Origin of the sequence: Paraperibacillus marinus, from assembly GCF_046237605.1 — a bacterium.
GTDB lineage: Bacteria > Bacillota > Bacilli > Bacillales > DSM-1321 > Paraperibacillus > Paraperibacillus marinus.
This window is the reverse complement of the sequence record NZ_CP143542.1, coordinates 3,097,203-3,119,750: the sequence shown is the minus strand read 5'-3', so window position 1 is coordinate 3,119,750 and position 22,548 is coordinate 3,097,203. Positions and strand designations below refer to the sequence as shown.

Here is a 22,548-nt window from a genome sequence, read left to right as displayed (position 1 = left end):
ATGAGGCTTCCAGAAAGAGGGTGTGAACATCATTTATCTTTTTGGCATTCCTGGTGTGCCTTTCTTCGCTCCACCGCCTTATTTGTGTCTGTTCCTGCTCCTGTCCATTCCGCCCGCCAATCAGCAAGTCTTCTTTCGCTATCGCATAAGTGCGACTAAGCTTCTGTCTTCGCTGGCGCTCGCCAATCAGCAAGTCTTCTTTCGCTATCGCATAAGTGCGACTAAGCTTCTGTCTTCGCTGGCGCTCGCCAATCAGCAAGTCTTCTTTACCGGGGATCTGCCTGTTCTGTAGTTCATGCTTTTATGAGAGTGCGAATATGGGTTTTTTAAGATTATTTTACTTTGCAGCCACGGTTCTCAGCTTTTCGCTGTGGACATCAACTTTCTTATCCTACAGCCACAATCGTTGCGAAAACAGCCATTATAAAGAAGGGATGGAACGAGATTCCTTAGAATAGATAAGTAGAATGAGAATCGATGGCAGGAGGATCTATAAATGGGGAATATATATTTCATTACCGGATTTCCAGGATTCATCAGCAATCAGCTGGTAAGGGAGCTGCTGAAAAGAGATCCATCCTTTGAAAAGGCATATTTTCTGGTTTTGCCTGCCCAAAAAGGAACTGCACTTCAGGAGATAAACAGGCTGAATGCCGAAAAAACATTGAATCCACGGCAGACAGTCATATTGGAGGGTGATATTACAATTGGAGGGCTGGGTATAGGGGAAACGGAGAATGCTGAATTACAAGGTCAGATTACCCATGTATACCACTTGGCTGCCATATATGATCTGGCTGTGCCAAGAGACCTGGCCTGGAAAGTGAATGTCGATGGCACACGCAATGTAAATGACTGGGTGAAGAATCTTACCCGGCTTAAGCGCTATACCTACTTCAGCACTGCTTATGTTGCCGGTACCCGCAAGGGCCTTTTGAAAGAAAATGAACTGATCCGCCCGCCTTCCATTAAGAATCATTATGAAGAAACAAAGTATATGGCCGAGGTTTATGTAGCTGAATTAAAAAAAGAACTGCCCGTAACCATCATCAGGCCCGGTATCGTAAAAGGAAGGTCAGACACAGGAGAGACGATTAAATTTGATGGCCCTTATTTTATCCTGAATTTCCTGCATGCCCTGAAGTTTTCTCCGCTGATCCCTTTTTTGGGTTCATCTTCATCGGTGGTCAACCTGGTTCCGGTGGATTATGTCATCGAGGCATGCGCCTACTTGACTCTGGATCAAAAAGGGGCGGGGAAGACGTATCACCTGACAGACCCTGATCCATATACGGTAACAGAAATTTATTCATTGCTCGTTGAAGCCTATCTGGATAAAAAGCCTAGAGGGAGGCTGCCGCTTTGGCTGTGCCGCGCCTTCTTATCCATAAAGCCTTTCAGGAGAGCCTTCGGAGTTGAAAAAGAAGCACTGGACTATTTTACCTGGGAAGGCAGATTCGAGTGCAGCACGGCGATTTCAGACCTTGCGGGGTCAGGCATAAAATGTCCGGATCTTACGGAAGGAATTCAGCCCATGGTCGGCTTTTATTCACAAAACCGTCATAATCCAGCCTATCAAATTCATATCCTCTAGGAAATGACTTGCGATTGCTTAAACGATGTATGTATACTGAAATCAACCAATTGAATAGGGATAACTTCTTCAAGGGGGAGTAGCGTTAGGGTTTATGCCCTAAAGCAAAGTCGTCAATACATGGACCAGACCATCCATCGGCTTTGCTGACATGATTTTATGTTTAGCAAGACCTTTGCCGCAGGCAAGGGTCTTTTTGTTTGTTTCCATATTTTGGTGACACTACGCCTGCGGTAAAGGCGAAAAAATTTATTGGAGGTAGAAATATGGAAGCATCAATGTTATTGGAGTATGGGTGGGTTCTCCTTGTACTCATCGGACTCGAGGGAATACTGGCGGCTGATAATGCAGTCGTCATGGCCGTAATGGTGAAGCATCTTCCCAAAGAGCAGCAGAAGAAAGCACTATTTTATGGTTTGCTTGGAGCGTTTGTATTCAGGTTTGCAAGTCTTTTCCTGATTGCGCTGCTTGCAGATGTCTGGCAGATACAGGCGCTGGGTGCCTTATATCTTCTATATATTGCCGTAAGCCATTTAATTAAGAAGTACATGGGCAAGGAACAGGCCGCACACACACCATCAGGGAAAAAATCTTCTTTCTGGATGACGGTGCTCAAAGTGGAATTGGCGGATATCGCGTTTGCCATTGATTCTATGCTTGCGGCGGTTGCCCTTGCAGTGACCCTGCCGAAAACCGGCTGGATTTCAATAGGAGGCATCGATGGCGGCCAGTTCACAGTTATGTTCCTCGGAGGACTTATCGGTCTAGTCATTATGAGATTTGCCGCCACCTATTTTGTGAAATTACTGCAGGACAGGCCGACACTTGAAACTGCAGCCTTCATGATTGTTGGATGGGTCGGCGTCAAACTGGCTGTGTTTACATTAGCCCATCCAAGCATCGGGGTCCTGAATCATCATTTTCCGGAATCAACTCCGTGGAAACTAGCCTTTTGGGTTGTACTCATCGGAATAGTCATAGCAGGATTCCTCTTATCCAATAAAGAAGCGGATGCTGCCAAGGAAGCTGAAAAATCCATATAATAAAAAGGGAGCTGCTTTTTGGCTCCCTTTCTTCTGTCTGACGAGCTTTTTGTGGTATGATTTTAAGGCCGGATCATACATAGTGAAGCAGTTGCCCAATTAAAGAAGGAGTTCTTATGAGCGTAAGAGATTTTAAAGAATTAATTGAAACCAGTTTGCTGCCCCAGATCAGCCTTCGTTCTGTCAATCCGTTTGAACCGATTATCGTGGACAGCCGGGCAAAACAATGGAAGCTGTTAGGGAATGGTAATTATGCTGCCGTTTTTACACACGAATCAAAGCCAGACTGGGTGGTTAAGGTATATGCCAGGAATTTGGATGCACTGAAAAAAGAAATCACCGTTTATGAACGTCTGGGAAGGCATCCTGCCTACTCAGAGCTGTATGGATCTGGAAATACGTACCTAATACTGAAGAAAATAGAAGGCATCACCTTATTCAACGCTCTGATTCAAGGAATACAGATACCTGAGGGAGTCATCCGGGACATTGAAGAGGCATTGCATTTTGCAAGACAAAAGGGGCTTAACCCTTTTGATGTACATGGAAAGAACGTGGCCATGAAGGAAGACAGGGGCTATATTATAGATATTTCGGATTTTTATAAGTCAGGATACTGCAGTAAGTGGCCGGATATGAAGAAGGCATACTACCGGATTTACAAGCCGCTCATATACAGATTTCATCCGCCACTCCCATTTATGATAGTTGATTCGGTTAGGAAGGGCTACCGCCTTTATAAGAAAATCAGGCGAAAAAAAATCCCTGCATAAAATAAACATGATTTTTGTACCCGCAATCCATACATGGAAACGCCCCTGGTCTAGAGCAGGAATAAACACCATAAGGGGGTGGAGCGGAGGAAGGCGCAGGCAGGAATGCCAGCAAGATGAATGATTTTTTCACACCTGGCTGCAGGAAGCCTTATAGTACATGCAGCTCCGCCCCTTTCCCACATAAACAAAGAGAGCTGCCAATGATGCTGGCAGCTCTCTTTGTTTATGTTATTTTAAATGGTCACTTTTTCTGCGGTGCAATCCTTTTCCGAAGAAAAAAGCAACGAGCAGAAGAATCCAGATCGGTCCGACAATCAGGGCGATCCTGGTATCTGGGAAGTAAGCCATCACACAGATCACCAAAGCAAGGAATGCCAGAGAAATATATGAACTGATAGGATACAGCGGCATTTTGTAGCTCATTTGTCTTACATCAGTGGAATCGAGAGCTTTTCTGAATTTCAGCTGGGAAATCAAAATGGTCCCCCATGTCCAGATTGCCCCGAATGTCGCTATGCTTGTAACCCAGGTGAACACTTTTTCGGGTACAAGATAATTGAGGCAGACACCGGCAAGCAGGGCGGCAGCCGAAACAAGAATCGCTGTTCCCGGCACACCCCGTTTGTTCGTTATTCCATAGCTTTTAGGCGCTTCGCCCTGCTGTGCAAGATTGAACAGCATCCTGCCGGTACTGAAGATCCCGCTGTTGCAGGAAGAAAGAGCGGCTGTCAGGACGACAAAATTTATGATTCCGGCAGCACCGGGTATCCCGATTTTTTCAAATGTCAGTACAAACGGGCTGCCCTGTTCCCCAATTTTATCCCATGGATAAATCGACATGATGACTCCGAGTGAGAGAACATAAAAAATCAGGATGCGCCAGAAAACAGAATCAATGGCGCGGGAAATTGATTTTTTAGGATTTTTTACTTCTCCAGCTGTCACGCCGATCATTTCAATGCCGAGATAAGCGAACATTACCATCTGAAGGGACATCAATACACCTGTAATCCCATTCGGGAAAAAGCCGCCATGTTTATACAGATTGCTTATGCCCGCAGGCTCGCCTCCGAGGCCGAGTCCGAAAATGATCATGCCCGCACCGATGATGATCATCAGAACGATGGTCACAATTTTTATCAAGGCAAACCAAAACTCAAGTTCTCCATACGCCTTGACTGCAAGGAAGTTTACACCAGTCATGATTACAAGCGCAGCCAGTGCCCAGAGCCATCTGGGCGTACCCGGGAACCAGAACTCCATATAAATGCCGACCGCTGTAATTTCAGCCATGCATGTTACTATCCACAGGAACCAGTAATTCCAGCCTGTTATATATCCAGCCAGGGGACCGATGTAGTTATTGGCATAGCGGCTGAACGAACCTGCCACAGGATTATGTATAGCCATTTCTCCAAGCGCCCTCATGATAAAAAAGATGATCAAACCGCCAAGGGAATAGGCAAACAAGATACCTGGACCTGCCAGTTTAATGGCATTGGCCGACCCCAGAAATAAACCGACCCCTATGGCAGCACCAAGGGACATCAAGGTTATATGCCTTTCCTCAAGGCCGCGATGCAATTCATTGCTCTTGCTGCTCATACATATCTTCTCCTTTTTCGTTACACTAAGATGTTATTCTGAAATATTTAAGAAAACGCTTTAACAACGATACTAACAGGTAACATCCTAAATTGTCTATTATTTATATAATCCTCAAAAGGAAGAAATAATATTTGAATAGTATTGCCCAGGAGAAATGCCTCTGTTTCAGCTTAGGATAAAATGGGAATCTAAAGAAATTCATTTTCTCCTTCGTCAAATTTTTCTAAAAAACAACAAATAACCCCCTTATATCAATAGCTTGCCCCGAACAGTATAGTAAGAAAATTTACATAATACGGAGGTGCATGCACCGCTATGATGATGATAGATATAGACCGGCTGCTTGAAGCCACGATGGATGAACCGATTGATTCCGGCAGCTGCTGCAAGATAGATATAGACCAATTATTAGAGAGTACTGAGGAATGGTAGACGCTTTCCCAAGCTGCACAGGGAAGGTTTCTTTATTATCCGGATGTTTTTCATCGTACTTAATACCTGTTTAGTGCGTAGAATGCTATATTTTTCCCATTACCCCCTTAAAAGGACAGATAGCCAGCGTATAGGTGTTCTTGGCGGGCCGCTTACATATTTCAAGCAGGCAAGGGAGGAGGAATGGACTGATTGATCACTTAAGCGGGATGAAGTGATGCAGGCATTGTTCAGGCGGGACTGCTGCAAAAGCAAAGCAGGATATCAAAATCAGCACTTTCGGGGCTGGATTTTTAAAAGCCTATCCTTAGAATATAATATTGTACTCTATGATATAATGTTCGGTATGGATAGGGGTGAGACTGATGCTAAGTTTGTTATTTACCGCTTTTAAACGGAAGCAATCACTGGATGAAACTATTTTAAACATCCAAAGAGGTGACGGCGCTCTCCGCAACGAATTAATCGAAAGCTTTAAGCCATTTATTGCAAAAACTGTTTCGTCTGTTTGCAAAAGATACATCCACCAATCAGATGATGAATTTAGCATTGGTCTTATTGCCTTCAACGAAGCCATCGATAAGTACAGTCCTGATAAAGGGCGTTCTCTCCTTTCATTTGCAGAAACCCTGATTAAAAGGAGAATCATCGATTATATCAGGAGCCAGGCGAAACACCGCCAATTTTCCGCAGATCTTGCCGGCAGGGATGATAATCTTGAAAAAGAGCAGCTTTACGATGCTGAAAAGTCATTGGATGAATATAACCAGCATCAAGAGGCTGAACGGAGAAGAGAAGAAATCATGAGGTTCCAGGCTGAGCTTGCCGGGTACGAAGTCGCTTTCAGCGATTTGGCAGAGAACGGCCCCAAGCATGCTGATGCAAGAAAAAACGCTATTTCTATAGCGATGCTGATTGCAGAGGATAAAGAGCTTGGTGATTTGCTGGCTGAGAAAAAACGGCTGCCGATCAAGCAGCTGGAAAAGCGGGTGGCGGTCAGCCGCAAAACCATTGAACGCAACCGAAAATATATCATAGCAATTGCACTAATATTATCTGGGGATTATATATTTATGAAGGATTATATAAAAGGGGTGCTGGAAGAATGAAAAAAGGCATCGTCATGGACATCAACAGCCGCTTTGTAACATTATTAACCCCTGATGGCCAATTTCTTAAGGCATATAATGAGCATGGCAGTTATAGTGTGGGTGAGGAAATCAGTTTTAACCCGGTGCATGAGGGCAAGAGGATTGGAAAAGTAAATTTTTCGAGACGCCGCAATGCGGTTCTTCTGTCCGCAGCTGCTGTGTTCCTGCTGATACTTGGATTGCTTCCGATGTTTTCTTCAAAGGAAGCTTCAGCCTACATGACTCTTGATGTAAACCCGAGCTTTGAGCTTAGCTTAGATGACGAATTGAAGGTCATTAATCTCCATGGACTCAATGGTGACGGAAAAAAGCTGAAAACCCGTCTTGCCAGCTGGAAGGACAAAAGTGTCCAAAAGGTCATGGATATTATCCTGGCAGAAAGCAGGAAGAGCGGATACTTGAAGGATGAGGATGAAATCATCCTTGCGGCTGTACCGCTTGATGATTCCAAAGAACTGCAAAGCAGACTGAATGATTCGGTTAAAAAAACGGAAGCCGATATAAAAAAAGAAGCCCCATCCACTAAAGTCACTTCCATCAGAGCTACACCTGCCGACCGCACTAAGGCAAAGGAAAAGGGTGTTTCAACAGGTATATACATGAAAAAGAGGGAAGACAGGGAAACAAAAAAGCCAAAAGATAAGATTCCCCAAGCTTCCAGGGTAAAAGAAAACGGCAGGACGCCGATTAAGCAGGATAAGGCGGTAAAACAGGCTGTACCAAAGGCCGGTGCCGAACAGGAGAAGGCCGTCACAGCCGACAAAAATAAACAGAACCCTGCAGCTGCTAATAAAAACAAGCAGCACCCTGCTGCATGGAGTAAAAATAAGCAGAAGCCGGTATCTCCGCCGGGCCGGGAAAAGCCCAAAAAGCAAAACAGCGGACATAAAAACAAGGCTGCTGAAGAGAAAAAGCAGGGACAACAAAAATATGAAAAAGTGGTTCACAACGCCCCAAAGCATGCATCCAGGGAAAAACCTTCCCCAGGGATACCCCATAAACATGTGAAACCAGCTCCACCAATGAAAGAAAAAAATGAAAAACCAAAAGAAAAGCAAAAAGATAAAAAGGGAAAACCAAAGCCTGAACATCCACATAAGGAAAAGAAGGGTAAATAGATAGGAGGACGGCGAATGCCGGCCTCTTTTTTAGACCATGTTATTCAATTATTATTGGTTTCCATTTAGCTGTGACTGAGCTTGAGCAACCAGGCGTTTTGTGATTTCTCCGCCCACAGAGCCATTGGCACGGGATACTTCATCAGCGCCAAGGTTTACTCCGAATTCCTGAGCGATTTCATATTTATATTGATCAAGGAATTGTTCTACGCCAGGCACCAGCAGTGAATTTCTTCTTGCCATCGTATTACCTCCGCATAATCAGCATCAGAGAATCAAATTCTCTGTAGTACTAGTATGCAGAGTGAATGAGGATAGTATGAAGCAGAATGCACAAAACTTTTTGGTGTTTTTCCCTTTTCCGGCCGTTATATACTTTTTTGGCCAGCTGCCAGGTACAGAAGATCTGCGATATGCACAGCCTCTATCCTTTCCTCCAGCCCCTCCCGCTGGATTCCAAGCTTCATCTGGAGCAGACAGCCTGGATTGGCCGTGACGATCATATCTGGAACAACATCTCTGACGTTTTTCATCTTGCTATCAAGGATCTTCATGGACATCTCCGGCTCCACGATATTGTAAACCCCGGCCGAACCACAGCAGCTTCCTGCATCCTTCATTTCACGAAATTCAATCCCATTTATGGATTTCAGCAGCTGACGCGGGGCACTTTCTGTTTTCATCACATTTTTAAGATGACAGGAATCCTGATAGGTTATGACTCCCCCTTCTAAATAAAGGTTAAAATTTTTGTGGAAGTCCATTTCAAACAAAATCTGGGTAATGTCTTTAATCTTTTCTGTGAAAGAAACCGCACGTTCTCCCCATGCGGGATCATCCTGCAGCAGGACGTCATAATCCTTCAGAAAAGCGCCGCAGCCTCCGGCATTGGTGATGATATAATCAGCGTGCAGTTCCTCAAAAGCCAGGATGTTCCGCCTTGCCAGCTCTTTTGCACCTTCCTTTTCACCGCTGTGGCCATGAAGAGCGCCGCAGCAGGCCTGATTTTCGGGTATGACTATTTCGCAGCCTGCAAGCTGAAGCAATTTCATTGTGCGGTCATTTGTCTTCAGAAATAAAGTATCCATTAAGCAGCCGCTGAAAAAGGCGACCCGGGCCGTCTTTTTGCCGTCCGGTTCCAGGTATTGTGGTCTCTTTGACAATTCCCTCCTTCGCGGAACAGCGGGGAGAGTTTTTTCCATCTGTTCCAGATTGCCGGGAAACAGCTTTAAAAAACCGATTTTCCTCACTGCATGCTGCAGGCCCGAACTTTGATAAAGGCCAATGAGACCGGTGAGCTGCCGCATCCTGTCCTGCCGGGGAAACAAACCGTTAAAAACGGTATTCCTGACTGCGCGGACCGGAGCGGAGTGCTTTTTGTTCTGGTGGATAATGTCACGAGCTTCCTCCAGCAAGTGTCCATATTTCACCCCGGACGGGCATACTGGTTCGCAGGCGCGGCAGCCGAGACATTGGCTTAATGAACGATCCACATCTCCATCCCAGTCAATAATCCCGTCTGCCACGGCTTTCATTAAGGCAATCCTGCCTCTCGGTGACTGGGCTTCATCATTCCCAGAGGCAATGTAAGTAGGGCAGGAAGGCAGGCAGAATCCGCATCTCATACAATTAAGGAGCTCATCCTCGTCCATTCTCACTTTGAATTCTTCTGAAATGGCTTTTGATTCTAAAGATGAGATCATTTAGAGATCACCACCCTTTTCCTGGCTTCCTTCGCAAAGATTTTTCCTGGATTCATAATATTTAAAGGATCAAAGGCTTGCTTAATGTGTTTCATCGCGGCGATTCCGGCACTTCCAAGCTTTAATTCGAGGAAGGGTGCCTTCATTTCTCCTACTCCATGTTCCCCTGTTATGGTCCCGCCAAGTTCCACCGCTTTTTCAAATATTTCTGCAAAAGCTTTTTCCACTCTGTGGATTTCTTCCTTATCTCTTGAGTCCGTTGGACAGGTAGGATGGAGATTACCATCACCAGCATGGCCAAACGTACAGATTTTCAGATTATATTTGACAGCGATTTCATTTATGGCCATGACCATTTTAGCAATTTCGGACCGGGGGACGGTTGCATCCTCCAGGATGGTTGTCGGCTTCAGTCTTGCAAGGGCCGACAAGGCAGATCTCCTGGCGGTTCTCAGCCTGTCGGCATCTTCTTCGCTTTCTGCCAGCTGAACGCTTACTGCTCCGTTACGTTTGCAGATCTCAGCGATGCTGTCCATATGCTTACCGACGAGTTCAGGGGAACCATCCTGTTCGATCAGCAGGACGGCCTTTACATCTGTCGGCAGTCCAACACGGGCAAAGTCTTCGACCACTTCCAGTGTAGGCTGGTCGAGGAATTCAAGGGTGGCTGGAATGATTTTTGCGGCAATAATCTTGGAAACGCTCCGTGCAGCCGCCTCTATATCTTGATATTGAGCAAGAAGGGTACTTGTAGTCTCTGGCGGCGGGATAAGCTTTAGAGTGGCCTCTGTAATGATGCCAAGTGTTCCTTCCGAGCCTGTAAACAGACGTGTCAGGTCATAGCCGGCAACATCCTTGGCAAGCTTCCCTCCGGTCCTGATAATGTCCCCGTTTGGCAGGACAATCTCAAGACCCAGCACATAATCCCGGGTTACCCCATACTTCAGACCGCGCAGACCGCCGGAGTTTTCATTGATGTTGCCGCCGATTGTCGAGATTTTCATGGAGCTGGGGTCGGGCGGATAAAAAAGATTTCTTTGTTCAACTGCATGTATTAAATCAAGAGTTATACAGCCGGGCTGGACAGTTATGGTCAAATTGTCTTCGTCAATTTCAAGTATCTTATCCATGTGCTTAAAAAGCAGGACAATGCCTCCCTCAGTGGGACAGGTTCCTGCACACAGATTGGTCCCCGAACCTCTTGGTACAATAGGGATACCAAACTCAGCACATATTTTAACAATCCGTGAGATTTCTTCTGTATTTCTTGGGCTCACCACCGCATCCGGCATCGATTGGAACTGCGGGGTGGCATCATAGGAATAGACCAGCCGCCCGGCTGCGGTATCATCAAAATTTTCAGGTCCCGCCACAGAGGCAATTTTGTGTTTCGCTTCGGCTGTAATCAAACGATCTCCTCCGTCTTATTGTGTCTTGCTTTAAATTATACAAAATATATCTCATTCTGAAACGATTTTTTAAAATTATCGTATAAATTGTGAATTTAAATTTCAGGAATTTATAGAGATAAATGGAACGAATACAAATGCGGCACATCAGCCTATCCTATATGAAGGGGGGATATAACATGCCAAAAAGGAAAGCAGAGTTTAATGCGGCTGCAAAATCAAGCAAAACACCAAAGAGAAATTTGGAGGAAGCAGAATTTTCAACAGAGTATGCCCACGGCGAGAATATCATGAAGGGCGCAAACCGTAATTCAAAGCAGGGAAGAAAGGGAAGAGGATAATTCTATGAAACAGAAGCTCCGCTATCAGAGAAAAACGTCTCAGCCAGCCTCCCATGTTGAATTCGGCAGTGAGCTGACAGGCGATATGAATACATCCAAAATATATGAAGCCCTGAATTCATCAAACACTAAAAGGTCTGAAGAAAAACAAAATAATTAATACTCGAGATACCGGAAGCGATGCTGCCGGTATCTTTTTTGTAAAAATAGTAAAGAAACGTTAAGACTGTGACAGGCTTAATTATGAAAAAGCAGATGGAGACCGGCCCCCTAGTCAAAAAGGAGGAGCGTTCTTTGTTAAAATGTTTGAAAATTCTTAATAAACATTAACAATTATTTATTTTCTCTCAATACCAGCTATAAAGAATCTCCCTATAATTCGACATAGGTTAACAATTCTATCCGTCTTAAGAGGTGAGTCAATAGTGAGAACAGAAAAAGTCATCGAGTCGTATCCATACCAGGAAGTTCAAGTCCGGCACCCCTCACTCTCAAGAAAGGCAGCACAATATCTTGTAATTAAAAGGCTCATTGACATCACATTGGCGGGGGCAGGGATTTTCCTGACCTTTCCCCTCATTATAATCTTTGCTGTGCTGATTGTACTGGAATCGCCGGGATCTCCTTTTTACTTCCAGGAAAGAGTCGGAAAGGGCGGCAAATGCTTTAAAATCATTAAGCTCAGATCGATGAGGAATGATGCCGAAATGCATGGTGCAAAGTGGGCAGTTATCAATGATCCGCGGATCACTAAGATAGGGGAATTTATCAGGAAGACTAGAATTGATGAACTGCCCCAGCTGCTTCTCGTGCTAAAAGGAGATATGTCCATGATTGGCCCGCGCCCGGAGAGGCCGGTGTTTACTGAACAATTTAACAATGAAATATACGGTTTCAAGAACAGACTTCTTGTGAAGCCGGGTTTGACCGGGCTTGCACAGGTGAATGGCGGCTACGATATCACACCGCGCGAAAAGCTTAAATATGACCTGGAATATATTCAAAACCTGGCATTCGAGCTGGAGGTCAAGATATTGCTGAAAACCTTCAGAATTGTCTTCACCGGAGAAGGAGCCCGCTGATATGGGAACCATGAGGGGCGATCTTGCCGGAGGGAGCAGGTGGACCGCAATATCCACTGCAATCATTACCGCCCTCCAGATCATTCAATTTCTATTCCTGGGGAATGTCCTGTCCACGGCGGAATTCGGGGCGGTGGGAATAGTGACGGCCATCCTGATATTTGCACAGATTATATTGGATCTTGGCGCGGGATCGGCCATCATCCAGCTTAAGGAAGTAACTCAAGATCTTTTATCCAGCCTGTTTTGGATGAATGTATTCTGCGGGTTCTTGATATGTATCACTCTATTCTTATCCAGCTCCTTTGCCGGCATCTTCTTTAAACAGGAGGAGCTCCCGGATCTGCTCAAGATATTGTCCCTGCTCTTTTTGGCAGCACCATTCGGGCAGCAAAGCCAATATTTGCTTCAGCGGAATCTTGAATTTAAAAAACTGGGACAGATCGAGGCAGGAGCTGCCGTCATATCATTTTTAGTGCTTTTGATCCTGACAGCTGGTATAGAGCCGCTCTACGCTTTCGTGATTTCACAAACTGCCCTCTATTCCATAAGAGGTCTCATGTATTTGGCATTATCCTGTAAAACATGGCGCCCAGCTTTTGTTTTTAGACTGAATGAATGCCGTACCATCATCAGGTTTGCAGGATTCCAGCTGTTATCAAGGCTTGTAAACCGGGCTGCCTCTAATATGGATGTGTTTCTGATCGGAAGATTTATGGGAGCAGAGGCCCTTGGAATCTACAATCTTGTTTATCAGATCATCACAATTCCGGTATTGAAAATCAACCCGATTTTGACAAGAGTTGCTTTCCCTGTTTTTTCAAAAAACCAGGACAGTCCGAAAACGCTGAAGGAAGGGTACTTGCTAATCACGAAGATTCTGGCCCTGGCGGCATTTCCGATGCTTTCCGGCCTGGCGGCGGTTTCGAGTCCCTTTATCCTTACCGTCTTCGGAGAGGAGTGGCTGGATGCCGTACCCATCCTGCAGATCATGACAATAGTGGGAGCATTGAGAGTGCTGATGAATCCGAGTGGAGCCATCCTGCTTGCAAAGGGACGGGCGGAACTTGCCTTCTATTGGGATGCCGGCATGCTCTTATTATATGGTTCTTCCTTATTTGCGGCCGTACAGTCAGGCAGCCTTGAAGCTGTTGCCTGGACCTATACCGGTGTAAGTCTGGTGAACTTTATACTGGGAAGATACTTGCTTTCTAAATTGATTGGATTGAAGTGGGGGAGTTATCTGTATGCCCTGAAGAAGCCTGCTTTGCTGTCACTGTTCATTTCAGCCGCCGCAGTTGGTGCCAGGAATATATCAGCCGGCTATTTTTCAGCAGGAATTCTGCCATCTCTGGCTATTTCTATTCTTTCGGCTGCCGCTTTATATCTCGTCCTTTTGGCCGCAGCATATCCCTATCATGTCAGAAAGTTTATCAAAAATGGGAGGTCTTTATGAAAGCACTTTGGATAACCAGTGCCTATCCAAGCGAAATTCAGCCTGGGAGCGGCGTTTTCCATGAAACCCAGGCAAAGGCCCTGACAAAACTTGGGGTTGAGGTGACTGTCGTATGCCCCGTGCCGAAACGGATATCATCACTTCTCCCGCTTAAAGAAAGGCACCGGGAACTTGGAGAAGTTCCAAAAGAGTATATCAGGAACGGAATTAGAGTGCTCCGTCCGGAATATACCGCACTGCCCGGACAGCTCCGCTGGGCTCAGCCTGGAAAGCGGATTGCTGAGGCAGTCTATGGGACTGGAATAATCGAAGAAATGGAACCGGACTTGATTCACGCTCATTTTGCGATGCCTTCCGGAGGGGCAGCCAGGCTTCTGTCACAACGTACCGGCCTGCCGTGGCTGCTGACGCTGCATGGAAGCGATGTGAATGTATATCCTCATTACAGCAGGAGCGCAAGGACTGCTTTCATACACTCTATGCGGGATGCCCATTCGGTCTTATGTGTCGGGGGGACACTGAGGGAAAAGGCCCTCTCCATTTCAGGAAGGGACAGCTCGATCCTGCCGCTCGGGGTGGACTTGGCCAGATTCCAGACTACATCGGAACCCAAGGCTGTCACCAAAAAGCGCCTTCGCCTTCCTCCGGATAAGAAGATTGTATTATTTGCAGGAAGGCTGACAAGGGAAAAAGGGGTATTTGAATTGGCTGATTCTCTAAAGAGACTCAGTGCCGATACAGCCGTCGTCTTTTCAGGTGCAGGGCCGGCAGCTGCAAGATTGCGGGAATACCCTGAGTTAGGTGACAGGCTGTTTCTAACAGGCGAAGTGGAAAATCGGGAAATCAGGGATTATATGAACGCCAGTGATGTATTTGCACTTCCCTCGTATACAGAAGGCATGCCGACCGTTGTAATAGAAGCACTTGCCTTAAAGCTTCCTGTGGCCGCGACTCTTGTGGGAAGCCTGCCTGATCTGTTTGGAAAATACAGCAGGCTGCTGATTGAACCACGCCAAGAGGAACAGCTCGCGGAACGTATCACTGGATATTTAAAGGGTGGCATGGAACTGGAGGCCATGAAAAAGGAGCTGTTTGAAAAGATTCATGAACACTACCATGCTGGCAGGAACGCCTTTCTTTTAAAGGAAGAATACAGCAGGGTCATACAGGGTGCGGGCGTATTAATATAAAAGCCAATAATTCGGAAGGGATCGATGACTTTGAAAAAAATAACTGTTATTGGAACAGGCTATGTAGGATTGGTATCCGGAACTTGCTTTGCCGAAGCCGGAAACCAGGTGATCTGCTGTGATATCAATGAGCAAAAGATTGCAAGCCTGAAAGCTGGCATCATGCCGATCCATGAACCGGGCCTTGAAGAGCTTATTGCAAAAAATACCAGGATGGGAAATCTTGAGTTTTCTACCCGTATTCCTGATGCAGTCCAGGCAGCAAGCATTATCTTTATTGCAGTCGGTACTCCGATGTCTGATACCGGGGAAGCAGACCTGACCTTCGTCAAGGAAGCGGCAGTGACGATTGCCCGAAATTTAAATGGCTATAAAATCATTGTAACCAAAAGCACCGTCCCTGCGGGCACAGGTAAAATGATTGCCGGGATCATCAAGGAACATGCAGTGGAGGGTCAAGATTTCGATATCGTATCAAATCCCGAATTTCTCCGGGAGGGAGCTGCCATCTATGAAACGATGAATATGGAGCGGGCTGTGATTGGAACATCTAGTGATTATGCCTATCAAGCGATAGCGGAACTTCATGAACCATTTACGAAGACCATCCTGAAGACGTCTGTGGAGAGTGCCGAGATGATCAAGTATGCCGCGAATGCTTTCCTGGCCACAAAAATTTCTTTTATTAACGACATCGCCAATATATGCGAGCGTGTGGGGGCCGATGTAGGACGCGTATCCGAGGGAATAGGCCTCGATACCAGGATTGGAAGGAAATTTCTGCAGGCTGGTGTGGGATTCGGCGGATCCTGTTTCCCAAAAGACACCGCAGCTCTCCTCCGCATAGCTGAAGACTGCGGCTATGAATTTAATTTACTGAAGGCGGTCATGGAAACGAACAGGATTCAAAGGGACAGGCTCGTAGAGAAGCTTGCGGGAATCCTTGGATCCCTGAAGGGTAAAACCATTTCAGTACTGGGGCTTGCCTTTAAGCCTGATACCGATGATGTCAGATATTCGCCGGCACTGGACATCATCCCCCGGCTGATTGGGATGGGAGCTTTTGTTAAAGCCTATGATCCAGTTGCAAGAGAAGAAGCAGAGAGGGAGCTTGGCCAGATCTGTGCATTCAGAGATGATTTATATGATGCAGCGAAAAACACAGATGCATGTATCATCCTAACCGATTGGAAAGAAATCAAAGAAATGGACCTAGTTAAATTAAAACGGGTTTTAAGACAGCCAATCGTTGTGGACGGGCGCAATATCTTTGACTTGAATGAGATGCAGGAATCAGGGCTGACTTACCTGTCGGTAGGACGGCCTGCCGTACAAAGAGAGAAAAATATGATATCGAGTGTGATATAGGGAGGAATCTGGATGAAAAGAGCAGTCGTTACAGGCGGTGCAGGATTTATCGGTTCGCATATTGTGAAGGAATTGCTCCGTAAAGGGTATGAGGTTGCCGTTATAGATAACTTCTCCACGGGAAAACGGGAGAATCTAAGGGGCCTGGATGTTTCCATATATGAATGTGATATCACAAGTCCGGAGGTAATGGATTTGATTGTATCTCTCGAGCCTCATTATATTATCCATCAGGCTGCCCAGGTGAGTGTCGCGGAATCCATCCAGGATATTGTGTATGATGAGCAAGTAAATGTAAAGGGCTCACTGCATGTGATTAAAGCGGCCGTAAAAAGCAGGGTGAAGAAGCTGGTTTTTGCATCCTCTGCAGCTGTGTATGGAAATCCTGTAGCACTGCCTGTGTCCATGAACCATCCGACAAGGCCGGAGTCGCCATATGGACTAACAAAGCTGACGGTGGAAAATTATCTGAAGCTTGCAAACAAGCTATATGGCCTTGCATTCAGCATTCTCCGCTACAGCAATGTCTATGGACCTAAGCAGAGTGCGAAGGGAGAAGGCGGTGTAGTCGCTATTTTTGCCGACCGGATCCAAAGCGGACAGGCGCCTGTTATCTTCGGGGACGGAGAACAAACCCGGGATTTTATCTTTGTTGAGGATGTAGCCGCTGCGAATGTAAAAGCCATCGATCCGGAAGGGAATATTTCGGTGAATATTTCCTCCGGAAAGTCCATCTCCATAAATGAGCTGTTACATACGATCAACACAGTGAACGGCACAGCCTTAAAAGCCCAATACCGTGAAGAGCGGAAAGGGGATATCCGCCACAGCCTGCTGACTAATGATGCGGCAAAGATCCTGCTCGATTGGGAACCGGCCTTTGATATAACGTCAGGTCTGCAGGAAACCTTTAAGCATACTTTAAACCAGCCGGCAGGGTCTTTGTAAACCATGCAGCTGCTTAATCCAGGCTCACAGTCTGGAGTTAAAGGATTGCAGGGAGCGGTGCGGGGGGCGCAGACAGCGTCCCTTCTCCTTTTCGGACTGGGTGCTGTGTGTTATTGGGCCGGAGTATCTGTCTTTTTCATTGCAGCCCTAGCCTTCTGTATGGCAGTCCTTGCTGTTATATGGCTGAAAAAGTATATGTCCAGGCGCGCAGTTTCGATGCTTGCTGTATATTTGCTGCTTGCTGCGGCTTTCCTGAATCAATCCGGTCCAAGTTTGGACCTGGGGTTTGTCACCCTTTTCCTCTACAGAATTATTTTGGGAGGGAGTGTGCTTCTCTTCCTCTGGCACGTAATGGGTGATAAAGTGCTTCCGGTGTATTGGGAGAATACCAGAGTAAAAGGGACGCTTTTATTTCTCCTATTTTGGATTGGATACGGAATGCTTTCGCTTCTGTGGACAAAGGATCCGGCAGAAGGCATCAAGTATTGGTTTCTCCTTTGCTTTGGGACGGCTTTTATCTTCCTGGCGGTATTTACCTTTACCACGCTTAACAGGCTGATAGCGGCTTGTGTCATCTGGATGTCCATGTCTGCCCTTTTAATGGCTATAGGAGTATACAATCATGCTGCTGCTTACCAGCTTCCTACTTCTTCCCTGTATGGCGGGCCATCATACAAATTGAATTATCCAACATCTGTTTTTTTCAATCAGAATGATTTTGCAGCTTTTTTGACCATCACCTTTTTCTTTTACCTGAGTGGAGCAAAGAATGTTGGCAATGGCTTCATCAAGGCAGGATGCTGCCTGCTGGCCCTGCTGTCCATATATTTAATTGATCTGACTGAATCACGGGCAAGCCTTCTTGGGGCGGCAGCTGGATTAGCTGTTTATATGATGATAATCCTGCCGCGTACATTAAAGAAAGCAGCTGTCTATTTTGTAACAGCCGCTTTAGCTGTGGGAGTGCTGTTCTTCCTGTATCAACTGCCTGCACTCTATTCTGATTTTCAAAGCGGAGTACTCCAGTCCTATGGAGTTCTGCCCTCCAATACAGCCAGGATTAACCTGCTTAAGAACACCTTTATGTATTTTACAGGATCGCTCGGCTTCGGGGTAGGTGCCGGGAATCTGCCATATTATTTGGAGCATGAACCGATTTACTATACAGGTGCAGTCCTTCAAGTCCATAATTGGCTGGCTGAAATACTGGGAAGCTTTGGGATATTTGTCTTTGGGGGCTATGTCATCATGTATGGAAGCTTAATGATCATCCTGTTCCGTGTGCATGGCAGCGAAACCAAAAAAGGCAGGATGCTGATAGAAGCCTGCCTGCCGGCCCTTGCCGGCTTCCTGGTTTCTTCTATTAGCCCTAGCTCAGTTATGAATCTTTACTTTCATTGGGTACTCCTGGGCATAGTGATCGCCCTTGTTTCAGTATTGAAACATAGAGAATCAAGATTTCCCTGATAAGGAGCATTGCAGATATGGAGACATTAGGCAAGAGAATACTGGGCAGAGCGAGGAGGTACCTTCTTGTAATCTGTCTGCTTCCTGTCCTCCTCGGGGGTTCAGGGTATTTGATTCCCGCCGGGACCGGGGAGGCACAGCAGCAGGAGGGAGAAGCACTGATCACTCTTGGCAGCTATGGTCTGCCAGAGCTGAATGATTCGAAAAAAGTGATCGCCCTCCTGTCGAGTCCCCGATTCTATAAAGAGTATACCAGGAGTGTCTGGGAGGAACATCAGGGAATCCTGCTGAAGAATTTATCAGTGACACCCATCTCAGAACAAAGCATCAGACTTGATGTGCGTAATCTGCCCCAGAAAGAGACCAGAATGATCATGCATGCAGTTCAGCGGGCCTTTTTAAAGATGGACGGCCAGAGATTTCAGCAAAAGCAAAAGATCATAACAGATTCCATCCAGGCGCTCGAAGGGAAAACGGTAGGGCCGGATGCGAAAGTGGATCAGCAGCGCTTTCTCTATGAATTGAAGACGGAAGAAATGTCGCTGAGGCCGGCATCCTTTCTTTTGCCGGATGATCTTGGACATACTTCAGCCCCGGGCTTTGATTCAAAGGAAAGGGCGGTTCTTGGAGTGCTGATCGGCCTTACACTGGCATTTTTATGGCTCTTGCTTCCAGAATTCGTAAGGAAAGTTTAACTACAGGAGGTACTCTTGCATGCATCAGGAACAGACGCTTATTTCCATTATCACTCCTGCCTACAATGCGGCAGATTATATTGCAGAAACCATTGAATCTGTATTGGGACAAAGCTATCAGAATTGGGAGATGATTATTGCGGATGATTGCTCGAAAGATAACACGCGGGATATAATCAACCGTTTTGCTTTGGAAGATCCAAGGATACGGCCAGTCTTTCTAGAAGTAAACAGCGGTGCCGCTGCCGCCAGGAATGCTGCCTTGAAAAAGGCAGGTGGAAGATATGTAGCCTTCCTGGATAGTGATGACCTCTGGAAGCCGGAAAAACTGGATAAACAGCTTGCATTCATGAAGTTGAACCAATATGCCTTTACATTCACAGCGTATGAAATGATTTCAGAAGATGGTACCCCGCTTCACAAGCTTGTCGATGCCCCTCTTGAAATCAATTACGAAAAGATGCTGAAGAACACGATTGTCGGCTGTTTGACTGTCATGATTGATTTAGAGAGGACCGGCTCTTTTGAGATGCCGGATATCCGGACGAGACAAGACCTTGCAACCTGGCTCTCCATTTTAAGAAGAGGTCATACCGCTTTCGGTCTTAATGAGGTCCTGGCCGAGTACAGGACGGGAAACAGCTCTATTTCGCAAAATAAATGGAAAGCCGCAAAGATGAATTGGTTTGTTTATCGCAAGGTTGAAAAGCTTCACCTGGCGAAAGCCTGCTGGTGTTTTTCCAATTATGCGGTACATGCTGTGCTGAAACGGTTTTGAAGGGGGATTTAGAATGCAATATGTACATGTGGTCGTTGCAGCTGGAACATGGGGGCAGGATCAGTTAAGGTACCGGCGGCACCGACTGGCTGAATTTTTGCTTAAAAAGGAAGGGACAGAAAAAGTGATCTGGCTTTGTCCTGGAAAACAGGAATCAGTACGGGAGCTGCCCGGCGGCCTGACAGAGTGGGTAATTCCTGACCTTCTGCCGCATAGAGTTTTCCGGTTCGGCAGGTATGTGGATCTTTTTTATAAAGCCAAACTCCGGGGGATCCGGGAATTTCTTGAACAACTGCCAGGTGATACGATTTGTTCGCTGTGGTATACATTTCCTGGGTTTCCATGCCTTGCAGAAGAGATTGACTGGGATCAGATCGTATACGACTGCAGTGACCTCTGGGCCTCTTCCATTGATGGGTCACGTTCATGGCTGATGGATTTCCGGCAAAAGGTCATCTCTGGTGCGGAAGGCCGGATTGCAGGCAGTGCTGATCATATTTTTTGTACGTCTGACTTTCTTGCTGCCCATATTACTGCAAGCTCTGATTTCAAAGGAGAAGGAATTTTTACCTTTGAAAATGGAGTTGAATACCACCTTTTTGCGGATGAGACAGAGGAAGCAGATATAGTCCCGGCCGCCTTTGACGGACCTGTTCTAGGATTTATCGGTGGCATTAAACCGAAACTGGACTTTGAATTGATAAAAGAAGCGGCACAATTGAAGCCGGAATGGCTGTTTTTATTTGTCGGCCCTGACGGAACAAAGGGAGATAGGGCATTTACAGAGCTTCAAGCAGAGTCCAATGTAATCTGGACAGGAAGCGTCGAGCCGGATCAAGTTCCAAAATATATGAACGCTATCGATATCGGCATCATGCCTTACAAAGAGTCGCCATATAACAGGGCCGTATTTCCTCTCAAGCTGTTTGAATTTTTAGCTGCAGGCAAGCCTGTTGTGGGTGTCAATCTTCCTTCAACAGAAAAATACAGCAGAGAAGGGGTATACTCTCATCTCCATTTCAGCGGTGCAGAGGCTTTTATAGCATCATGCGAAAAAATGGCTGCTATTTCCGATAAGGAAACCGAAGGAAAACGAAAACAACTGGCTAAAGCATTCGATTGGCAAACTGTATTTGAGAGGATGGCCGGGATCGTTTTGGAAGAATACCCAAAACCGAGAGCACTGTAAAGATCAGAGGGAAGCTTATAAAGCGGGTTTACGAAATATTAACATTGAGGTAACGGTAAATATTTAAAGGAAAGGTAGAATGAGGGTGAATATCACAGGCAGCATCTATCAGCCAGCAATACCTGTTTGAAAATTCCTGGCGGGAGGAATGAGATGTTACACTTTCTAAATCTTCTGTTCCTTGTTCATGTTACTTTCTGCTTTCTGGCGATCCTGTATTATTCATTTGTTTACCCGAAGTACCGCAAGGATAGTAATAAAAAGTACTTTTAACACAAGGGGTGCATTAGCCATGAAAAAGGTCCGAAAAGCAATTATACCGGCAGCCGGGCTTGGAACGAGATTCCTTCCAGCCACAAAAGCAATGCCGAAGGAAATGCTTCCGATTGTGGATAAACCCACGATTCAATATATTGTTGAAGAGGCTGTCGCCTCCGGCATAGAAGACATTATCATTGTGACGGGCAAGGGGAAGCGGGCAATCGAGGATCATTTCGATAAGTCTGTTGAGCTTGAACAGAACCTCATTGAAAAAGAAAAGTTTGAACTTCTTGAAAAAATCCAGCAGTCCTCGAATCTTGATATTCATTATATCCGGCAAAAGGAGCCGAAGGGCCTGGGACATGCTGTATGGTGTGCCCGCAGCTTCATAGGCGATGAACCCTTCGCGGTCTTGCTTGGAGATGATATTGTGCAAAGTGATGTGCCATGCTTGAGACAGCTGGCCGCTGTGTATGAAGAAACTGGAGCTTCGGTGATTGGGGTTCAGTCTGTACCCGAAGAAAGCACCGGCAGATACGGGATCATCAGTCCCGCTTCCCGTGATGGGAGACGGATTCAGGTTGAGGGTCTTGTGGAAAAGCCTGCACCAGGCACTGCTCCTTCCAATATAGCGATAATGGGAAGATATATCCTGACTCCTGAAATCTTCAGGTTTTTAGGGAAACATGAAGCGGGTTCAGGCGGGGAAATCCAGCTTACGGATGCCATTGAAAAACTGAATGGAATTCAGCGCGTCTTTGCCTATGATTTTGAGGGCAGACGTTATGACGTCGGGGAAAAAGCCGGTTTTATCAAAACAACGATAGAATTTGCGATGCAGGATCCAGGTTTGAGGAAGGAAATCATCAGCCTGATGGACGAACTCCTTGTGGGGGCAGAACAGGCTTGATTCCTGCAGGCCAGCCAGGGTGTTAGCGG

Annotated in this window: 22 protein-coding genes; 18 read left to right on the top strand and 4 right to left on the bottom strand. The window is 46.1% G+C overall.

Translation table 11 applies throughout. The features are described 5' to 3' along the window. The first annotated feature begins 22 nt into the window (after positions 1–22). From V1498_RS15690 to V1498_RS15675, 4 genes are all read left to right on the top strand, one after another. Positions 23–292, top strand: coding sequence for a hypothetical protein (locus tag V1498_RS15690; RefSeq protein ID WP_409294616.1), 270 nt, complete (start codon positions 23–25; stop codon positions 290–292). Between the two features lie 204 nt (positions 293–496). Next, positions 497–1,594: an SDR family oxidoreductase gene (locus V1498_RS15685; protein ID WP_409294615.1), complete on the top strand. Its 1,098-nt coding sequence runs from the start codon at positions 497–499 to the stop codon at positions 1,592–1,594. A gap of 266 nt (positions 1,595–1,860) precedes the next feature. After that, a complete protein-coding gene (locus V1498_RS15680) occupies positions 1,861–2,637 on the top strand; it encodes a TerC family protein (RefSeq protein ID WP_409294614.1) in 777 nt (258 codons plus the stop codon). 116 nt (positions 2,638–2,753) lie between these two features. Continuing rightward, entirely contained in the window at positions 2,754–3,410 is a 657-nt protein-coding gene (locus tag V1498_RS15675; RefSeq protein ID WP_409294613.1) for a serine/threonine protein kinase, read from the top strand. A gap of 231 nt (positions 3,411–3,641) precedes the next feature. Here V1498_RS15675 and V1498_RS15670 read toward each other — a convergent pair whose 3' ends face one another. After that, positions 3,642–5,018: an amino acid permease gene (locus tag V1498_RS15670; RefSeq protein WP_409294612.1), complete on the bottom strand. Its 1,377-nt coding sequence runs from the start codon at positions 5,016–5,018 to the stop codon at positions 3,642–3,644. A 791-nt stretch (positions 5,019–5,809) separates the two neighbouring features. Here V1498_RS15670 and sigI point away from each other — a divergent pair. Then, positions 5,810–6,562, top strand: a complete 753-nt coding sequence (gene sigI / locus V1498_RS15665; RefSeq protein ID WP_409294611.1) for an RNA polymerase sigma factor SigI — start codon at positions 5,810–5,812, stop codon at positions 6,560–6,562. Continuing rightward, complete coding sequence (locus tag V1498_RS15660) at positions 6,559–7,722, top strand: anti-sigma factor domain-containing protein (protein ID WP_409294610.1); 1,164 nt, start codon at positions 6,559–6,561, stop codon at positions 7,720–7,722. Before sigI ends, V1498_RS15660 begins: the two co-directional genes overlap by 4 nt. A 51-nt stretch (positions 7,723–7,773) precedes the next feature. Here V1498_RS15660 and V1498_RS15655 read toward each other — a convergent pair whose 3' ends face one another. The 3 genes from V1498_RS15655 to glcD all read right to left on the bottom strand — a co-directional run bounded on the left by V1498_RS15655 (position 7,774) and on the right by glcD (position 10,834). Beyond that, the gene (locus V1498_RS15655; RefSeq protein WP_409291941.1) at positions 7,774–7,965 is read right to left on the bottom strand and encodes a small, acid-soluble spore protein, alpha/beta type; all 192 of its coding nucleotides are present in this window, start codon (positions 7,963–7,965) and stop codon (positions 7,774–7,776) included. A gap of 125 nt (positions 7,966–8,090) precedes the next feature. Then, positions 8,091–9,425, bottom strand: a complete 1,335-nt coding sequence (locus V1498_RS15650; RefSeq protein WP_409294609.1) for a (Fe-S)-binding protein — start codon at positions 9,423–9,425, stop codon at positions 8,091–8,093. Next, on the bottom strand, positions 9,422–10,834 hold the full coding sequence (gene glcD, locus V1498_RS15645) for a glycolate oxidase subunit GlcD (RefSeq protein ID WP_409294608.1): 1,413 nt from the start codon (positions 10,832–10,834) through the stop codon (positions 9,422–9,424). The genes V1498_RS15650 and glcD overlap by 4 nt, the downstream gene beginning before the upstream one ends. 179 nt (positions 10,835–11,013) lie before the next feature. On the opposite strand from glcD, the gene V1498_RS15640 reads away from it, so the two are divergent. The 12 genes from V1498_RS15640 to galU all read left to right on the top strand — a co-directional run bounded on the left by V1498_RS15640 (position 11,014) and on the right by galU (position 22,519). Further along, positions 11,014–11,175, top strand: coding sequence for a hypothetical protein (locus V1498_RS15640; protein WP_409291942.1), 162 nt, complete (start codon positions 11,014–11,016; stop codon positions 11,173–11,175). 4 nt (positions 11,176–11,179) lie between these two features. Next, positions 11,180–11,335 carry a hypothetical protein gene (locus tag V1498_RS15635; protein WP_409294607.1) on the top strand — a complete coding sequence of 52 codons (156 nt, stop codon included), beginning with the start codon at positions 11,180–11,182 and terminating at the stop codon, positions 11,333–11,335. A 283-nt stretch (positions 11,336–11,618) separates the two neighbouring features. Beyond that, positions 11,619–12,257: a sugar transferase gene (locus V1498_RS15630; protein ID WP_409299316.1), complete on the top strand. Its 639-nt coding sequence runs from the start codon at positions 11,619–11,621 to the stop codon at positions 12,255–12,257. Position 12,258: 1 nt separating this feature from the next. Continuing rightward, positions 12,259–13,713 carry a teichuronic acid biosynthesis protein TuaB gene (gene tuaB, locus V1498_RS15625; protein WP_409294606.1) on the top strand — a complete coding sequence of 485 codons (1,455 nt, stop codon included), beginning with the start codon at positions 12,259–12,261 and terminating at the stop codon, positions 13,711–13,713. Then, complete coding sequence (gene tuaC, locus V1498_RS15620) at positions 13,710–14,903, top strand: teichuronic acid biosynthesis protein TuaC (protein ID WP_409294605.1); 1,194 nt, start codon at positions 13,710–13,712, stop codon at positions 14,901–14,903. The genes tuaB and tuaC overlap by 4 nt, the downstream gene beginning before the upstream one ends. Positions 14,904–14,927: 24 nt before the next feature. After that, the gene (gene tuaD / locus V1498_RS15615; RefSeq protein ID WP_409294604.1) at positions 14,928–16,271 is read left to right on the top strand and encodes a UDP-glucose 6-dehydrogenase TuaD; all 1,344 of its coding nucleotides are present in this window, start codon (positions 14,928–14,930) and stop codon (positions 16,269–16,271) included. 12 nt (positions 16,272–16,283) lie between these two features. Next, a complete protein-coding gene (locus V1498_RS15610; RefSeq protein WP_409294603.1) occupies positions 16,284–17,219 on the top strand; it encodes an NAD-dependent epimerase/dehydratase family protein in 936 nt (311 codons plus the stop codon). Positions 17,220–17,222: 3 nt separating this feature from the next. Further along, a complete protein-coding gene (tuaE, locus tag V1498_RS15605; protein WP_409294602.1) occupies positions 17,223–18,686 on the top strand; it encodes a teichuronic acid biosynthesis protein TuaE in 1,464 nt (487 codons plus the stop codon). Positions 18,687–18,703: 17 nt separating this feature from the next. Continuing rightward, on the top strand, positions 18,704–19,381 hold the full coding sequence (locus V1498_RS15600; protein WP_409294601.1) for a hypothetical protein: 678 nt from the start codon (positions 18,704–18,706) through the stop codon (positions 19,379–19,381). A gap of 19 nt (positions 19,382–19,400) precedes the next feature. Beyond that, positions 19,401–20,159 (top strand): teichuronic acid biosynthesis protein TuaG, encoded by a 759-nt coding sequence (gene tuaG, locus V1498_RS15595; RefSeq protein ID WP_409294600.1) that lies wholly within the window; start codon positions 19,401–19,403, stop codon positions 20,157–20,159. Between the two features lie 13 nt (positions 20,160–20,172). Next, positions 20,173–21,348: a teichuronic acid biosynthesis protein TuaH gene (gene tuaH / locus V1498_RS15590; RefSeq protein WP_409294599.1), complete on the top strand. Its 1,176-nt coding sequence runs from the start codon at positions 20,173–20,175 to the stop codon at positions 21,346–21,348. A 292-nt stretch (positions 21,349–21,640) separates the two neighbouring features. Beyond that, positions 21,641–22,519 carry a UTP--glucose-1-phosphate uridylyltransferase GalU gene (gene galU, locus V1498_RS15585; RefSeq protein WP_409294598.1) on the top strand — a complete coding sequence of 293 codons (879 nt, stop codon included), beginning with the start codon at positions 21,641–21,643 and terminating at the stop codon, positions 22,517–22,519. Positions 22,520–22,548: the final 29 nt, after the last annotated feature.

Excerpts from the sequence above, each read along its gene's own strand:
- V1498_RS15685 (WP_409294615.1), top strand. The coding sequence starts at position 497 with ATGGGGAATATATATTTCATTACCGGATTTCCAGGATTCATCAGCAAT.
- V1498_RS15680 (WP_409294614.1), top strand. The coding sequence starts at position 1,861 with ATGGAAGCATCAATGTTATTGGAGTATGGGTGGGTTCTCCTTGTACTC.
- V1498_RS15675 (WP_409294613.1), top strand. The coding sequence starts at position 2,754 with ATGAGCGTAAGAGATTTTAAAGAATTAATTGAAACCAGTTTGCTGCCC.
- V1498_RS15670 (WP_409294612.1), bottom strand. The coding sequence starts at position 5,018 with ATGAGCAGCAAGAGCAATGAATTGCATCGCGGCCTTGAGGAAAGGCAT.
- V1498_RS15660 (WP_409294610.1), top strand. The coding sequence starts at position 6,559 with ATGAAAAAAGGCATCGTCATGGACATCAACAGCCGCTTTGTAACATTA.
- V1498_RS15655 (WP_409291941.1), bottom strand. The coding sequence starts at position 7,965 with ATGGCAAGAAGAAATTCACTGCTGGTGCCTGGCGTAGAACAATTCCTT.
- V1498_RS15650 (WP_409294609.1), bottom strand. The coding sequence starts at position 9,425 with ATGATCTCATCTTTAGAATCAAAAGCCATTTCAGAAGAATTCAAAGTG.
- V1498_RS15640 (WP_409291942.1), top strand. The coding sequence starts at position 11,014 with ATGCCAAAAAGGAAAGCAGAGTTTAATGCGGCTGCAAAATCAAGCAAA.
- V1498_RS15635 (WP_409294607.1), top strand. The coding sequence starts at position 11,180 with ATGAAACAGAAGCTCCGCTATCAGAGAAAAACGTCTCAGCCAGCCTCC.
- tuaB (WP_409294606.1), top strand. The coding sequence starts at position 12,259 with ATGGGAACCATGAGGGGCGATCTTGCCGGAGGGAGCAGGTGGACCGCA.
- tuaC (WP_409294605.1), top strand. The coding sequence starts at position 13,710 with ATGAAAGCACTTTGGATAACCAGTGCCTATCCAAGCGAAATTCAGCCT.
- tuaD (WP_409294604.1), top strand. The coding sequence starts at position 14,928 with ATGACTTTGAAAAAAATAACTGTTATTGGAACAGGCTATGTAGGATTG.
- V1498_RS15610 (WP_409294603.1), top strand. The coding sequence starts at position 16,284 with ATGAAAAGAGCAGTCGTTACAGGCGGTGCAGGATTTATCGGTTCGCAT.
- tuaE (WP_409294602.1), top strand. The coding sequence starts at position 17,223 with ATGCAGCTGCTTAATCCAGGCTCACAGTCTGGAGTTAAAGGATTGCAG.
- V1498_RS15600 (WP_409294601.1), top strand. The coding sequence starts at position 18,704 with ATGGAGACATTAGGCAAGAGAATACTGGGCAGAGCGAGGAGGTACCTT.
- tuaG (WP_409294600.1), top strand. The coding sequence starts at position 19,401 with ATGCATCAGGAACAGACGCTTATTTCCATTATCACTCCTGCCTACAAT.
- tuaH (WP_409294599.1), top strand. The coding sequence starts at position 20,173 with ATGCAATATGTACATGTGGTCGTTGCAGCTGGAACATGGGGGCAGGAT.
- galU (WP_409294598.1), top strand. The coding sequence starts at position 21,641 with ATGAAAAAGGTCCGAAAAGCAATTATACCGGCAGCCGGGCTTGGAACG.